This window comes from Paraburkholderia podalyriae, assembly GCF_014397785.1.
Lineage (GTDB): Bacteria > Pseudomonadota > Gammaproteobacteria > Burkholderiales > Burkholderiaceae > Paraburkholderia > Paraburkholderia podalyriae.
Genome location: NZ_VZQQ01000008.1, coordinates 262,128 through 277,489, shown reverse-complemented (window position 1 = coordinate 277,489; position 15,362 = coordinate 262,128). Strand labels below are relative to the sequence as shown.

The window sequence follows — 15,362 nt, the reverse complement described above, 5'->3', positions numbered from 1 at the left end:
CGTGGTACTGCTATCTGGAAGAGCAGCTCTCGTTTCCATTCGAGGCCGGCATTCGCCAGGCAATGGCCTCTTCACCACTGCACCCGGGTGAACACGTCTCGGTCACCGGACTCGCTCATGAAGACCTGTGTCGGGTTGGCATCTTCGTCTGGGCGCGGTAGGGCCAACGTGACGTGGTGGCACCCCTGGCTCAGATCGTCCCGGTGAACAGCGATAAACCGACACGACTCGCCGTCGCTGACTGGCACTACTGGCACGATCAAGGTTACGCGTTCTGACATCCAGAGAGCCGTCGCACTGTCGCAGCGGGATCTCGCTCACCTCGTCCTGATCTCTCGCGGCGTTGTTGGTCTCGTACTATATTCCAACTTCTGACGGGTTACGCTGACGGATACGCTGTCCCTTCCCGCATTATGCCTGGCGGAACCCGGATCATACCCGCCATGCGGCGACGAGTTTCCGGCCTATGTGGCCCAGATGGCGCTAAGAAAAACTGACATCCTCTCGCTGGATTTCGACGCCACGAAAACCAGGGCGGTGCGACTCGCGTTCGAGAAGATCGGCAAATATGAGGATGGCGAACCAATGTGGCGCGGGGTCTATCAGATTACCTTTGAGGAGCGAAACGGAAATAAGATCAAGGTGGTTGCCTGCGAGCGGCGCGTCGTAGAGCCCCTGCCTCGCTCTGCTTCAGTCATTACACACCTTGCCCGCGCGGCTTGTACGTCGGGTTCAGGTCTATCTGTAGGCTTCGACGCGATAGTCGCCAGGGCGGGCAATCGATCCGATACCGCTTCCGGCGCGAAAGCGCGTTGCGGGCCGCATGTAACCATCGCCCTCCCAGACTTCGCACGAGTCGGGTACGGCCTGCTGCGTGGTGCGGAAGTGTCTGGCTGCCTCCCGCACGGTCGGATACGAGCTGGCGGCTGGGCATTGCACGCGCCACCTACCCGCAACTGAAAACCACCACCCTGAAAACCGTGCGCGACTGGATGCCGTCCTCGCTCGGGGACATCAAGCTCGCCGCGCCGATGGAAGTGCCGTTCAGATTCTCGCTGGCGGACGGCGCGCGGGTGCAGTTTGAACTGCTGTTGGTCGCGCTTGAGGATGAGCGCGACACCATGCGCGTCGACGGCCTCAGCGCGACGAAGACGTCCGTCGCGCGTTTGCTGAATGAAGCGGAAAACTACAGCGCCCGGTCTTTACGACTTCGCCGCCGCCGCGGCCGCGGCCGCCGCATCATCCTCGCGGAACAGCTTGTCGGCCAGGTGGAACGCGGAGTTAGCCGCCGGCACGCCGCAGTAAATCGCGGTCTGCATCAGCACTTCCTTAATCTGCTCGCGCGTCACGCCGTTGTTTTTGGCGGCGCGCAGGTGCAGCGCAAGTTCTTCGCTGCGATTGAGCGCAACCATCATCGCGATCGTCAGCAGGCTGCGCGTATGACGCGGCAGACCTTCACGCGTCCAGATCTCGCCCCACGCATAGCGCGTGATCAGGTTCTGGAACTCCTCGGTCAGCTCGGTGCGGTTCGCGAGCGAACGGTCGACGTGCGCGTTGCCCAGCACCGCGCGACGCACCCCCATGCCGGCTTCGTAACGATCTTCGTCGTTCATTTTTGCTCCGTCAGGAAGTCGAGCACGGTCTTCGTGAACTCGCCGACCTTTTCGATGTTGGAAATATGCGAGGCGTCGAGTTCGACGTAGCGCGCGCCCGGAATCGCCTGGGCGAGTTCGCGGCCTTGCGCGGCCGTGGCGGCCAGATCGTGCGTGCCGCTGATCACCAGCGTCGGCAGCTTGATGCCCGGCGCTTCGGGGCGCAGATCAGCGGCGTCGATCGCGTCGCAGTTCGATGCGTAGCCTTCCTTGTCGGTGTGCACGAACACGTCGCGGATCATCGCCAGCACGACCGGCTCACGCTCGATGAAGTCCGCGGTGAACCAGCGCGGCAGCACCGCGTTGGCGAGCGCGAACATGCCTTCGCTGCGCGCCTTCGCGGCACGCGGCACCCACACTTCCGGCGAGCCGATGCGCGCGGCCGTGTTGGACAGCACGACGCGCTCGAAGCGGTCGCCGTGACGCGCGGCGAGCGCGATGCCGGTCAGCCCACCCATCGAGATACCGCAAAAATTCGCGCGCGCGATCTTCAGCGTATCCATCAGGCCGAGCACGTCGCCGCTCAGTTGCTCGATCGTGTACGGACCCTTCGGCGCTTCCGAATGACCGTGGCCGCGCGTGTCGTAGCGCAGCACGCGGAAGTGCTTCGACAACGCCGCGACCTGCGGCGTCCACATGGACATATCGCAGCCGAGCGAATTCGACAGCACGAGCCACGGCGCGTGGCCGTGACGATCGCCGTCGATGCGATAGTGAAGCTCGGTGCCGTTGACTGCGGCGTAGGGCATGCCGGTTACTCCTTGGAATGGGCGCGCTGCGCGCGCGTGGTGTGAAGCGCCAGCGCGGCGTCGACATATGCGTGCGCCTGGCCGACGTATTGAGCGGGATCGAGCAGTTGCTTCAGTCGCTCGAGCGGAACATGTTCGGTGACGGCCGCGTCGGCGGCGAGCACGTCGTACAGCGACTTGCCGTCGCGGATCGCCCCCTTCGACGCGCGCTCGACCAGATGATGCGCGTCGAGCCGGCCGATGCTGTCGCCGAGCGCGAGCATCACCGCTTCGCCGAGGATCAGGCCGTGCGTGACGTCGAGATTCGCGGCGAGGCGCGCTTCGTTGACGTTCAGGCCCGCGGCGATCTGTTCGATGTTCGCGAGCGCGCCGCCCGCGAGGCGCGCGAGATCCGGCAGCGCGTCCCATTCGGCCTGCCAGCCGCCGAGCGCGCGCTCGTGCTCCTGCACCATGCCGGCGAACACGGTCGCGACAAGCCCGGGCGCGCGGGTCGCCGCCGTCAGCACCGCCGCGCAGCCGACCGGGTTGCGCTTGTGCGGCATCGTCGATGAACCGCCCTTGCCGGCCGCGGCAGGTTCGGCGAGTTCGTCGATTTCGGTTTGCATCTGCAGCGAAACATCGCGCGCGATCTTGCCGAGCGTGCCGATCAGCATGCCGAACAGCGACGCCGTTTCGGCGATGCGATCGCGCTGCGTATGCCACGGCAAGGTCGGCACCGCGAGGCCGAGTTCCTTGGCGAGCGACTGCGTGACCTGCGGCGCCGCCTCGCGCAGACTCGCGAGCGTGCCGGCCGCGCCGCCGAATTGCAGCACTAGCACGCGCGCGCGCAACGCATCGAGCCGCTCGCGATGACGCAACAGCGCGTCGAGCCATTGCGCGAACTTCAAACCGAGCGTGATCGGCAGCGCCTGTTGCAGCCACGTGCGGCCGATCATCGGCGTCGCGCGATGGGTGGTCGCGAGTTTCGCGATCGCGTCGCAGGTGGCTTGCAGGCCGCTGTCGAGCAGGTCGAACGTGTCGCGCAGTTGCAGCACCGTCGCGGTGTCGATGATGTCCTGGCTCGTCGCGCCCCAATGCACGTATTTGGCCGCTTCGGCATCGGCGGCTTTGACGCGTGCAGTCAGTTGCTTGACGAGCGGAATCGCGAGGTTGCCGCCGAGCGCGGCCTCGCGTGCGAGCGCGTCGGCGTCGAGCTGATCGGCCTGGCAGGCGGCTTCGATCGCGGGGACGGCGGTTTCAGGAATGACATGGTGCGCGGCCGAAGCGCGCGCGAGCGCGGCTTCGACGTCGAGCATCCGCTGCAGCGTGGCACGCGACGCCCAGATGTCGTTCATCGGCTGCGTGCCGCAAAGAAGGCCAGTCAGGCGGGCGCTGGAGTCGAGCATGGTGACGTCGATGTTCGAGGGAATCGGAAGTGAAGTAGCGGCGCGGCGTGCGGCGGCTCGAAGCAGGCGACGCGGCGGCGCAGTGCCCTGCTTGTGCCTCGTTTATGCCGCAGTAGGTGCCGGGGTATTTTGCGCCAAACGCGGCCCGAGCGTCGCTGAAGTTGTCAGGCCAGCGCTGACGAGGGGTCTGCCGCGTCGGCGCTGGCCCGTTCGCGTGATGCCGCCTTCACACGGGAGACCTTCGGCGCGGCCGCAACGCAGACCGCCGCGGCGACGCCTCAATCAACCATCAGGCCGTGCGCGCAGACTGCGTGCCGTCGGTCATCGGCACACCGGTCAGCTTCAGCAGTTCGTCAAAGCCGATGTCCGAGAAAATCTCGCGCACGACGAGGCCTTCCTGCGTGACGTCGATCATCGCGAGGTCCGTATAGATGCGGTCCACGCACCCGATACCGGTGACCGGGTACGAGCACTCGGCGGCGATCTTGCTTTCGCCGTGCTTGGTCAGGTGCTCCATCATCACGTAGACCTGCTTCGCGCCGATCGCGAGATCCATCGCGCCGCCGACCGCCGGAATCGCGTCGGGCGCGCCGGTGTGCCAGTTCGCGAGGTCGCCCTTCGCCGACACCTGGAACGCGCCGAGCACGCAGAAGTCCAGATGGCCGCCGCGCATCATCGCGAACGAATCCGCGTGATGGAAGTAGGCGCCACCCGTCAGCAGCGTGACATGCTGCTTGCCGGCGTTGATCAGTTCGTCGTCTTCCTGGCCCTTCGCCGGTGCCGGGCCCATGCCGAGCAGACCGTTTTCGCTGTGCAGGAAGATTTCCTTGTCGGCGGCCAGGTGGTTCGCCACCAGCGTCGGCACGCCGATGCCGAGGTTCACGTAAGCGCCTTCAGGGATGTCCTGGGCAACGCGCTTGGCCATTTCATCGCGGGTCAGTTTCTTCATGTCAGTCTCCGGGTCAGGCAGCAGCGTCGTGAGGATTGGGCGTCGGCGCATGCGCCGCTTGCGGCACCGCGATCACGCGTTGCACGAAAATGCCGGGCGTGACGATTTCTTCCGGATCGAGGCCGCCGAGCGGCACCACTTCCGACACCTGCACGATCGCGGTCTTCGCGGCGCTCGCCATGATCGGCCCGAAGTTACGCGCGGTTTTGCGATAGATCAGGTTGCCCCAGCGGTCGCCCTTGTACGCCTTGATCAGCGCGAAGTCCGCATGCAGCGGCGCTTCGAGCACGTAGTGACGGCCGTCGATCAGGCGCGTTTCCTTGCCTTCGGCGAGCCTGGTGCCGTACGCGGTCGGCGTGAAGAAGCCGCCGATGCCGGCGCCCGCCGCGCGGATGCGCTCGGCGAGATTGCCTTGCGGCACCAGTTCGAGTTCGATTTCGCCGGCGCGATAGAGCGCGTCGAACACATAGGAGTCGGTCTGGCGCGGGAACGAGCAGATGATCTTGCGCACGCGCTTGGCCTTCAGCAGCGCCGCGAGGCCGATGTCGCCGTTACCTGCGTTGTTGTTGACGATGGTCAGCTCGCGCGAGCCCTGCTCGATCAGCGCGTCGATCAGCTCGGATGGCATGCCGGCCGTGCCGAAGCCGCCGATCATGACGGTCGCGCCGTCGTGGACATCGGCGACCGCCGATTGAAGTGTCTCGAAAATCTTGTTGATCATGTCGAATTTCCTTTGGGGGCGCTATGTGCCGCTGGGCTGACAGCCGTAACCGGCAAGGCTCGCGCGGAAACAGTCTCCGGGCATGCTGGCGACGGCTCGCGAGGGGGAGAGCGGGCTGGCGCCTTCGATTGCTTCGCTGCTGAATTGTTCGTTGCGTGAACAGTGATTCGTTTAGCGAACGCTTCGGCGATTATGGTTGTCCGGTGGGCGGATTGTCAAGGCAGGGAAACCCCCTTCATCATAGGTCGCCGCGCGCGGCGGCGAAGGTCTGAGTCGCGTTCGCGCTGCGCGCGAAAAAGCCGGCCGCGCAAAATCCCACTATGCTTACGGGCGATTTTTCAACTAGGCTCTATAGCGATACGGCATAGACACCGCATCGCCCCGCCCGACCCGCAACCCATAACGAGCATGGCCGACACACAACTGGATCTGAACCTGATCCCCTATCTGGTCGCAATGGAAGACACGCGCAACGTGAGCCGCGCCGCCGAGCAGCTCGGCGTGAGCCAGCCGCGCGTGAGCACCGCACTTGGCCGCCTGCGCGAATACTTCGACGATCCGCTGTTCGTGCGTACGTCGAAAGGCATGGAGCCGACACCGCGCGCGCTCGCGATCCTGCCCGCCGCGCGCGACGCGCTGCTGCGCATCGAGAAAGGCATGCTCGACGTGCAGGATTTCGATCCCGCGACGAGCACGCACACGTTCTCGATCGCGCTGTCCGACGTCGGCGAGATCGTGTTTCTGCCGCGTCTTTTGCAGATGTTCGCCGAGCGCGCGCCGTCCGCGAATCTGCGCTCGGTCACGCTGTCGCCGTCGCAGGTGGAACGCGGGCTCGAATCGGGCGACGTCGATCTCGCCGTCGGTTATTTTCCAGACCTGGCGGGCAACAACTTCTTCCAGCAGCGGCTCTTCACGCATCGCTTCATCTGCCTGATGCGCAGCGGACATCCGCTGTCGAAGGGGCCGCTCACGCTCGAGCAATACGTGGCGTCCGGGCATGCGGTCGTGCGCGCCGAGGGACGCAGCCAGGAAGTGCTCGAGCAGTACCTCGAAAAGAAACGCATCAAGCGACGCGCGGTGCTTGAAACGCCGCACTTCATGAGCCTGCCGTTCATCCTGGCGCGCACCGATCTGCTCGCGACCGTGCCGCATGCGATCGGCTTTGCGTACGTGTCGGAGCATGCGTCGATCATGCTCGTCGAGCCGCCGCTGCCGCTGCCGCGCTTCGACCTGCGCCAGCACTGGCACCGCAAGTTTCACAACGATCCGCGCGGCAGTTGGCTGCGCGGCGTGGTCGCCGAGCTATTCAACGATGCGATGGACGAATGGCCGAAGTAGCCGTGCGCAGCACGCCCGCGACTGCCCCGGCCGCGAAAGGGGCATCGGCATCTTCGGCGCAAAACATGGAACAATGACCTCAGTTACTGACCCCGCGCGCGCCGCGCAGCGTCGACGCGCGATCCAGGAGAGCGACGCATGACCAGCAGCAAGGCAAAGAAGACCAAACCCGGAGCGGCCGCCGAACGCCCGAGCCGCGAAGAAGCTGAGGCGGCCGTGCGCGTGCTGCTGCGCTGGGCCGGCGACGATCCGCAGCGCGAAGGCCTGATCGACACGCCGGCACGCGTGACGCGCGCTTACGAGGAGTTCTTCGCCGGCTACCAGGTCGATCCGCGTGAAATCCTCGCGCGTACCTTCTCCGAAGTGGACGGCTACGACGAACTGATCGTGCTGAAGGACATCCGCTTCGAAAGCTATTGCGAGCACCATATGGTGCCGATCATCGGGCGCGCGCACGTCGCGTATCTACCGAATCATCGGGTGGTCGGCATTTCGAAGCTCGCGCGTCTCGTCGATGCATTCGCGAAACGACTGCAGATCCAGGAAAAGATGACGGTGCAGATCGCCGATACGCTGAACGACGTGCTGCAGCCGGCCGGCGTCGGCGTCATTCTCGAAGCCGCGCATCAGTGCATGTCGACGCGTGGCGTGCATAAGGCGGGCGTCACGATGGTCACGTCGCGCATGCTCGGCACGTTCCGCACCGATCCGTCGACGCGGCGGGAGTTTCTGTCGATCGTCGGGAATCCGGGCGTGATGACAGTGCCCAATAGCTGACGCGGTACACATAGCCGGGGCGGGTTGCGGTTCCGTGGCGATGCCGCCCCTTCCCCTGCCGCTGCGAAGCCGGCGTGCGGCCCCCGCGCGCAATTTCTTCGACGTCGCCCGCAACGTTGCGGTAGGCTCGCGGGGTTGGCTGTTAGTTGCGTATTAGAGATTTAGGCGAACGCCACCGCAGGCGCACATCCACGCAAGGCCGCGCACGCATGCTGGCCAACAGCAGCAACAGGAGCAACAGGAGCGCCTCAATTGGTCGAGTTTCCGTTGTCGGCGGTTTCAACCTGGGGCAGCGCGATCGTGTTCGTCAACGTCCTGCTGACGCGACTCGGCGTACCGATTCCGGCCGTGCCGATGCTGCTATTCGCGGGCTCCGCGATCGCCGCGGGCACGCTGTCGTTCTGGCCGATCCTCGGCGCGGCAGTGCTAGGCGCCTTGATCGGCGACGGCACCTGGTTCGCGGCCGGCCGGCTGTATGGCCGCAAGCTGCTCGCGTGGCTTGGCCGCCTGTCGCCCATCGTCGATACAAGGCTCGAAACGGCGCGCTCGCTGTTCGAACGCTATGGCGTGCCGCTCGTGTCGATTTCGAAGTTCGTGCCGGGACTCGGCCTGATCACGCCGCCGCTAATGGGCACGACTGCCGTCGACATCCGCATCTACGCGCTGTGGGAACTCGCCAGCGTGATCGCGTGGGCGGCCTTCTGGCTGCTCGGCGGGGCGGCGGTGGAACGCGAGTTGCACATGCTGCGCGCGTTCGTCGAGCAGCGCGGCGGCACACTCGCCGACATGCTTCTTGCGGTGGCGCTCGTCTATCTGCTCTACCGGCTGTCTCTGCGATATCACGAACGGCGCCGGTTCGCGCGGGCCGCGTCGGCCTCAGCCACGCCGATGCCGGCCGCGCCGACGCACGCTTCACCGACGAGCGCCGCGTCGAGAATGCTGTGGCGCTGGCGACGCTCGGCTCGCATGGGCCGCATGGCGCCGTCCCGCGTGCTCGATGCGCGGCCCGGCGCGCCGCTGCTCGATCTGCGACGCCAGATTCCCGACGCGCTCGCGCTCGATCCGCATTCGCCCGAGCAGATCGACCGCGCGCTGCGCACGCACGACATGGTCATCTATTGCATCTGCCCGGACAGCGCGACCGCGCTCGAAGTCTCGCTACATATGCGCAACAACGGCTACACGCGGATTCGCGCACTGCGCGGCGGGCTCGATGCCTGGCAGCGGCGCGGCTTTCCGGTGGGCTTGCTGGCTTATGCGGACGGTTCGGCGGACGGTTCGGCTGCCGATCAGCCGCGCTCAGCGTGGCAGGGCGAAACATCAGCGGCGGTGACGTTGCGCGGTTTCGCGCCGCGCAGCGCGGAGCGCGTCTGAATCGCGCCGCGTCGCGACACTATGAGCCGCGAAAGCGCTCATCTGAACATCTGGCGCCAAAGCGCCGCCCCCTTGCGCGACGCTAGCAAGGATCGCACGCGCACGATCAGCCGAGTAGCTGCGACGCCGCGCGCAAGCGCCGTTTGCGTTTCCTGTCGAGCCAATCCAGCGTGGACTCGATGTGATCCGCGTCGGCAAGCGACGCGGCATTGTCGCGCAACAGCGCTTCGCTGGCGACGGCATCGTTGAGCATGCCGAAGCGCTTCTGAATTTTTTTCAACCGCTTGAGCGTGCGCTTATGGCCGCCTTGAAGCACCGGCCCGAAAAACTCGAACAGATAGCGCAGTTTCTTGCCCCCTTTTCTGACATCGTGAAAGGCTGCGTAATTCGACCGTTTCGCACGGCGTGCGCGTTTGATGCGCTTTTTCAACGAGCGCTCAGATGCCCCGATGCGCCGAGCGGCAAATTTGCGTAGCGCAACATCGGATTCGTGCGCGGCGTGCAGTTCCGCGGAAGTCGTGGCCAACGCATCGCGCAGCAGATGTTTGACGTCGGCATTCACTAACGTCGCCCGGCTGGTCGCCTGTGTGTCGCGGCGCGCCTGCTCGAGCTTCGGCATCAACGCTTGCGCGCCGCTGTCGTCTTGCCTGAGCAACCCGATCAGGATGTCCCAGTCGCGCGTTTTACCCGCCGCGGTGGCGAGAAACTTGAAGACCGCGCGTTGGCGGGTGTTTTCGCCCTTGTCGACCAGCGGCGCGAACGCCCACCACAACGACCGCAAGCGCCGCAGCGACACGCGCAGTTTGTGCAGCGCTTCGGGGGATGCGTCGTCGTGAACGCCTTTGGCTAGTCCGATCGCCTGATCGACCAGCGGCGCGGCGTACGACTTGAAGGCCTGCTGCGCCGGTGCTTCGCCTACCGGCTCGTTGACTGTCTCGCTCGCCTGCTTCATCGACGCTCCCTCGAAACGTGACCTTGGTTCCAGCGCAGCAAAGATGATGCCCAACGGCGATTCGCGGCGCATCCCAGCCCGCCGTCCGGTCACGCGTTGGCGCGTCGCGTCCGCAACGTCTATCCTCGACCGTAGGGCCGCGTATCGCGTGATGCGGCGAATGCTGTGGATTGACGATGCAATGTGCAGCGCGGCAAATGCCACCAACAGACCGTAGGAGGATGTATGCGAATACTCGTTGTCGGTGCGACGGGCCTGCTCGGCTCGCACATCGTGAAGCTGCTCGCCACCGAGCATGACGTGGTCGGAGCGAGCCGCAAGGGCTCCGAACTGCACGTCGACCTGTCGGACAAACGCAGCATCGAAGCGATGTATGCGCAAGCCGGCAGCTTCGACGCGATCATCTGCGCGGCGGGCGCGGCAAAATTCGCGCCGCTCGCGGCGCTTCGCGACGAAGACTTTTCTTTTAGTCTTGCCAACAAACTGATGGGCCAGGTCAATCTGGTGCGCTGCGGCGCCGGGCATGTTTCGCAAGGTGGCTCGTTCACGTTGACGAGCGGCGTGCTCGCGCAACAGCCGATGGAAGGCAGTGCCGCGGTCAGCATCGTCAATGCGGGTGTCGAAGCGTTCGCGCGCTCGGCCGCGCTCGAGTTGCGCGGCAAGTCACGCGTCAATGTGGTTAGTCCGGGATGGGTCGCGGAAACGCTCGAATCGATGGGCCGCGATCCGGCGCAAGGCGTACCGGCCGAGATCGTCGCGCAAGCCTATAAACGCTCCCTCGGCGGCAGCGCGAGCGGCGAAGTGATCAGCGCATCCTGAGGGCAACCGCTGCGCGGTCGCCGACCCCGTTTTAGTCATCGACTTGTCTAGTCCGCTTCGGACATCCTACCGCCCCCGACCGCCAGCCGGCGTAGTATTGACCGGCTGGAGCGGCGTAGCATAGGCCGCGCCGCGTCTTGTTTATGCGCCCCAATGCCGTCACGCAGTTGTCATCATTGCGACACGTGACGAAAGCAGCATCGAAAACTCTGCGACCTACTTTTTTGGGGCTCACGTCATGCCGGAACTTTCGTATCCGCAACCAGGCGCTACCAGCAGCAAAGGGCGGAATGCCGGCCTGTTCATTTTCGTCGCCCTGCTCATCGCCGGCGTCGTTTACTGCGGCGTGCACCTGATAGACGATCTGCAGCCTGTGCGCGAAAGCTCGGTGCTGCCTTATCTGTTGCTCGGCGTCGCACTGCTGATCGCGCTCGGTTTCGAGTTCGTCAACGGCTTTCACGATACCGCCAACGCGGTCGCCACCGTAATCTATACCCACTCGCTGACGCCGAATATCGCTGTGGTTTGGTCCGGCGCGTGGAATTTTCTCGGCGTGCTGACGTCGACCGGAGCGGTCGCCTTCGGGGTGCTGCAACTGCTGCCCGTCGAGCTGATCCTGCAAGTTGGCAGCCGCGCCGGCTTCGCGATGGTGTTCGCGCTGCTGATCGCCGCGATCATCTGGAATCTCGGCACGTGGTCTTTGGGCCTGCCGTCGTCGAGTTCGCACACGCTGATCGGCTCGATCATCGGCGTAGGGCTGATGAATCAGATGATGCATGGTTCGAACGGCACGAGCGGCGTCGACTGGAATCAGGCGCTCGGCGTCGGCAAGTCGCTGCTGTTTTCGCCGATCGTGGGCTTTTTGCTCGCAGGCTTGCTGCTGCTGATCCTGAAGGCCGTCGTGCGCGTGCCCGCGCTGTATGCCGAGCCGAAGGGCAAGGAGCCGCCGCCGTTCTGGATTCGCTGCCTGCTGATTCTGACCTGCACGGGCGTGTCGTTCGCGCATGGCTCGAACGACGGCCAGAAAGGCATGGGCCTGATCATGCTGATCCTGATCGGTACGGTGCCCACCGCCTATGCGTTGAACAAGGCGGTCACGCCGGCGCAAACACAGAACTTCGTCGCGGTCGCGCATCAAACCGTGGCGACGCTGTCGCGTTACACGCAGGGCGCAGCGCCCTCCGCGGATCCGCGCGCCGACGTCGAGGCATTCGTGCGCACCCGTCAGCTGACGCCCGCCACGCTGCCGGCGCTGCAGCAACTGGCCGAGCAGATCGGTCGCCAGGTCGGCGAATCGGGCTCGATGGCCGCGGTGCCGCAAGGCATCGTCGATAACGTGCGCAACAACATGTACGTCACGTCCGAGGCGATCCGTCTGATGCAGAAGTCCAATCAGCCGCAGTTCTCACCCGAAGACGCGAAGGTCATCGCCAACTTCAGAACGCAGATCGATCACGCGACCAAGTTCATCCCGCCGTGGGTCAAGGTGGCGGTCGCGATCGCGCTGGGTCTCGGCACGATGGTCGGCTGGAAGCGCATCGTCATTACCGTGGGCGAGAAGATCGGCAAGCAGCATCTGACGTACGGCCAGGGCGCGGCGGCGGAACTCGTGGCGATGGTCACGATCGGTGCCGCCGACGTCTACGGTCTGCCGGTGTCGACGACGCACGTGCTCTCTTCCGGCGTGGCCGGCACGATGGCGGCCAACGGCTCGGGCCTGCAATGGGCCACGGTGCGCAGCCTGATCCTCGCATGGGTGCTGACGCTGCCCGCGTCGATCGCGCTCGCCGGCGGCCTGTACTGGGTATTCCGCTCAGTATTCTGAGTTCGCTGATCGGGCGGAGCGAAGTATAAAAAAAGCGCGGTACGTTCATGGACGTACCGCGCTTATTCGTTGGCCAGCTATTTCCTACGCTCCGCTCTTTAATAGACCTCAGGCACGATCATCGACTGAGGCACTGGCTGGCGGCTATAGTCCTCGTGATAGACACGCGGCGGCAATTCGATATGCGGATGCTCGATCTCGTGATACGGCATCTGGCTCAGCAGATGGCGAATGCAGTTCAGGCGCGCGCGTTTCTTGTCGACGGCCTGCACGACCCACCAGGGCGCCTCGGGGATATGTGAGCGCTGCAGCATCACTTCCTTTGCCAGCGTATACGCTTCCCAGCGGCGCCGGCTTTCCAGATCCATCGGACTCAGCTTCCACTGCTTGAGCGGATCGTGAATGCGGTTCTGGAAGCGGATTTCCTGCTCTTCGTCGGTGATCGAAAACCAGTACTTGAGGATCTGCACGCCACTGCGCGCCAGCATCTTTTCGAATTCCGGCACCGAGCGGAAAAACTCTTCGTACTCATCGTCAGTGCAAAAGTTCATCACGCGCTCGACGCCCGCGCGGTTGTACCAGCTGCGATCGAACAGCACCATCTCGCCGCCCGCCGGCAGATGCGATACATAGCGTTGGAAATACCATTGCGTGCGCTCGCGATTGTTCGGCGCGGGCAACGCGGCCACGCGGCACACGCGCGGATTCAGCCGCTGCGTGATGCGCTTGATCGCGCCGCCCTTGCCGGCCGCGTCGCGCCCCTCGAAGATCACGACGAGCCGGTGCCCGGTCGCGACGATCCAGTCCTGCAGTTTGACCAGTTCTCCCTGCAGCCGGAACAGTTCGCGGAAGTATTGCTTGCGCGCCTCGCGATGCTCGGGCGTAAAGCCGGTCGGGCCGTCGATGATGCGGTCATCGACTTCCATTTCGAGCTCTTCGTCATAGGCGTCGATCAGGTCTTCCTCGAAACGGCGTTGCCGCTCCGCCATCAGTTCGGTATCGGTTCTCGGGTCCGGCTCTTTCATTGCGGCTCTCCTCGCAACTGGAATGGGATGGCGCGCGGCGGCTAGCGCGACGCGGTCGCGTTCGATTATCAAAGCGCGAGGTGTCACCCGTGTTACCGCGCGGGCGGCCGCTGCACTTGCATGGCAATCCCCATGATAGCGAGTTTTGTCCGGTCGTCCGCCGCTAGCGCAGCGGCCGCGCGAAGCTCAGTTCGTGGCCGTCCGGATCGGTGATATGGAAATAGCGCTCGCCCCACGGCGCATCCGACGGCGCGCACGACGGCTGCAGACCCGCCGCCAGCGCCTTGTCGTAGATCGCATCGACGTCCGAGACGTAGAGGATCACGCGCCCCCACCAGTTGACCGGCGCGCGGGCATCGGCGATCAGGTTCAGATACGAGCCGCCGAACTCGAATGACGTGAAGGCCTCGCGCGGACCACCGAACTTCAGCGGGAAGCCGAGGGCTTGATAGAACGCGACGGCGCGCTGCATGTCGCTGGTGGCGAGCGTGATCGCGCTGAGGGATTCGATGCGGGGATCCGGCCGCGGGGGTTGCGGCGCTGAAGCTGTCGATGCGGACATGAAGGGGGCTCCGTGGCGCGAGCGAGCGACGGCTCGCGTGGGAAAGTGTCTCACACGCGGGCGCCACCAGTTTGGCGTCGGCGGGCGGAACGCCGCCGACGCCCCCCGGGTGGCCTTGAAAACCCGCGCGGCGCCCCGCATCTCGCAGCCCGTCTATCCGGAGCATCGTTATGGGAAGCCGCCCACGCTTCATCGATGACCTGTCGAGCGCCGCATCCGACGCCCCCGGGCCCCAATCCACCGACCTTTTGACTCTCGACGACGACGCGCTGCTCGACGCCTACTCCCGCACCGTGATCGGCGCACTGGAGCGGGTGCAGCAGGCGGTCGCGTTTATTGCCGTCGAACGCCGGCAGCCCGGCGAAGCGTCCGCGCACGGGCGCGGCGCGCGCGGCGGCACCGGCTCGGGCTTCCTGTTCACGCCCGACGGCTACCTGCTGACCAATAGTCACGTCGTACATGGCGCGACGCATATCCAGGTGACGCTAGCCGACGGCGCGAAGTTCGACGCCGATCTGGTCGGCGACGATCCCGGCAGCGATCTCGCGGTGCTGCGCATCGGTTCGCCCGAGCCGCTGCCGCATGTCGAACTCGGCGAATCGTCGAAGCTGCGCGTCGGGCAGATCGCCATTGCGGTCGGCAATCCGCTCGGGCTGCAGCAGACCGTGACGACCGGCGTCGTTTCGGCGCTCGGCCGTTCACTACGCTCGAACTCCGGCCGCATGATCTACGACGTGATCCAGACCGACGCGGCTCTGAATCCGGGCAACTCGGGTGGGCCGCTGATCAATTCGGCGGGTCAGGTGATCGGCGTGAATACCGCGATCATTCCTGGCGCGCAGGCCATCTGTTTCGCGACCGCGATCGATACCGCGAAGTGGGTCATCATGCAGATCTTCGCGCACGGCCGCGTGCGACGCGCGTATATCGGCGTGGCCGGCACGACCTCGCCGCTGCCGCGGCGCGTGCAGCGCTACTTCGGGCTCAGCGTGCAAAGTGGCGTGCACGTGATGGAGATCGTCAAAGGCAGTCCGGCCGCGCTCGGCGGCTTGCGCACCGACGACACGATCGTCGCGATCGACGCGCAGCCGGTGCAGGATGTGGATGGTCTGCAACGCACGCTCGACGCTTCACGTATCGACAGGCCAGTCAGCGTGACGGTGTTGCGCGGCGCGCAGCGGGTGGAGTTGACGGTGACGCCGGTGGAGCAGGCGGGGTGATGGAGGACGTCGCG

General features: G+C 65.1%; 14 protein-coding genes and 1 pseudogene. 7 read left to right on the top strand and 8 right to left on the bottom strand.

The genetic code is table 11. The annotated features are described in order from the left end of the window. A pseudogene (locus F6X42_RS12480) lies at nt 1-375 on the top strand (calcium-binding protein); the annotation flags it as partial. A gap of 827 nt (nt 376-1,202) precedes the next feature. Here F6X42_RS12480 and pcaC read toward each other — a convergent pair. The 5 genes from pcaC to F6X42_RS12455 form a co-directional block, all read right to left on the bottom strand. Further along, a complete protein-coding gene (pcaC, locus tag F6X42_RS12475) occupies nt 1,203-1,613 on the bottom strand; it encodes a 4-carboxymuconolactone decarboxylase (RefSeq protein WP_187634502.1) in 411 nt (136 codons plus the stop codon). Then, nucleotides 1,610-2,401: a 3-oxoadipate enol-lactonase gene (pcaD, locus tag F6X42_RS12470; RefSeq protein WP_187634501.1), complete on the bottom strand. Its 792-nt coding sequence runs from the start codon at nt 2,399-2,401 to the stop codon at nt 1,610-1,612. The genes pcaC and pcaD overlap by 4 nt, the downstream gene beginning before the upstream one ends. A gap of 5 nt (nt 2,402-2,406) precedes the next feature. Beyond that, nucleotides 2,407-3,786 carry a 3-carboxy-cis,cis-muconate cycloisomerase gene (locus F6X42_RS12465; RefSeq protein WP_187634500.1) on the bottom strand — a complete coding sequence of 460 codons (1,380 nt, stop codon included), beginning with the start codon at nt 3,784-3,786 and terminating at the stop codon, nt 2,407-2,409. Nucleotides 3,787-4,075: 289 nt separating this feature from the next. Beyond that, nucleotides 4,076-4,735, bottom strand: a complete 660-nt coding sequence (locus tag F6X42_RS12460; protein WP_187634499.1) for a 3-oxoacid CoA-transferase subunit B — start codon at nt 4,733-4,735, stop codon at nt 4,076-4,078. A gap of 13 nt (nt 4,736-4,748) precedes the next feature. Then, nucleotides 4,749-5,456 carry a 3-oxoacid CoA-transferase subunit A gene (locus F6X42_RS12455; RefSeq protein ID WP_187634498.1) on the bottom strand — a complete coding sequence of 236 codons (708 nt, stop codon included), beginning with the start codon at nt 5,454-5,456 and terminating at the stop codon, nt 4,749-4,751. 408 nt (nt 5,457-5,864) lie between these two features. On the opposite strand from F6X42_RS12455, the gene F6X42_RS12450 reads away from it, so the two are divergent. From F6X42_RS12450 to F6X42_RS12440, 3 genes are all read left to right on the top strand, one after another. Then, on the top strand, nt 5,865-6,794 hold the full coding sequence (locus F6X42_RS12450) for a LysR family transcriptional regulator (protein ID WP_187634497.1): 930 nt from the start codon (nt 5,865-5,867) through the stop codon (nt 6,792-6,794). A gap of 138 nt (nt 6,795-6,932) precedes the next feature. Further along, entirely contained in the window at nt 6,933-7,571 is a 639-nt protein-coding gene (gene folE / locus F6X42_RS12445; RefSeq protein WP_187634496.1) for a GTP cyclohydrolase I FolE, read from the top strand. Nucleotides 7,572-7,823: 252 nt separating this feature from the next. Next, the gene (locus F6X42_RS12440; RefSeq protein ID WP_187634495.1) at nt 7,824-8,945 is read left to right on the top strand and encodes a VTT domain-containing protein; all 1,122 of its coding nucleotides are present in this window, start codon (nt 7,824-7,826) and stop codon (nt 8,943-8,945) included. Between the two features lie 106 nt (nt 8,946-9,051). On the opposite strand, the gene F6X42_RS12435 is transcribed toward F6X42_RS12440, so the two are convergent. Then, nucleotides 9,052-9,897, bottom strand: coding sequence for a CHAD domain-containing protein (locus F6X42_RS12435; protein ID WP_187634494.1), 846 nt, complete (start codon nt 9,895-9,897; stop codon nt 9,052-9,054). A 225-nt stretch (nt 9,898-10,122) separates the two neighbouring features. Here F6X42_RS12435 and F6X42_RS12430 point away from each other — a divergent pair, with 225 nt between their 5' ends. Both F6X42_RS12430 and F6X42_RS12425 read left to right on the top strand, forming a co-directional pair. Continuing rightward, the gene (locus tag F6X42_RS12430) at nt 10,123-10,716 is read left to right on the top strand and encodes a short chain dehydrogenase (protein WP_187634493.1); all 594 of its coding nucleotides are present in this window, start codon (nt 10,123-10,125) and stop codon (nt 10,714-10,716) included. Nucleotides 10,717-10,954: 238 nt separating this feature from the next. Then, nucleotides 10,955-12,541: an inorganic phosphate transporter gene (locus tag F6X42_RS12425; RefSeq protein ID WP_187634492.1), complete on the top strand. Its 1,587-nt coding sequence runs from the start codon at nt 10,955-10,957 to the stop codon at nt 12,539-12,541. A gap of 98 nt (nt 12,542-12,639) precedes the next feature. Here the strand turns inward: F6X42_RS12425 and ppk2 are convergent, their stop codons facing one another. Further along, nucleotides 12,640-13,566 (bottom strand): polyphosphate kinase 2, encoded by a 927-nt coding sequence (gene ppk2 / locus F6X42_RS12420; protein WP_187634491.1) that lies wholly within the window; start codon nt 13,564-13,566, stop codon nt 12,640-12,642. A 163-nt stretch (nt 13,567-13,729) separates the two neighbouring features. Beyond that, entirely contained in the window at nt 13,730-14,128 is a 399-nt protein-coding gene (locus F6X42_RS12415; protein ID WP_187634490.1) for a VOC family protein, read from the bottom strand. Nucleotides 14,129-14,298: 170 nt separating this feature from the next. Between F6X42_RS12415 and F6X42_RS12410 the strand changes: the two genes are divergently transcribed. After that, complete coding sequence (locus F6X42_RS12410; RefSeq protein ID WP_187634489.1) at nt 14,299-15,348, top strand: S1C family serine protease; 1,050 nt, start codon at nt 14,299-14,301, stop codon at nt 15,346-15,348. The last annotated feature ends 14 nt before the right edge of the window (nt 15,349-15,362 follow it).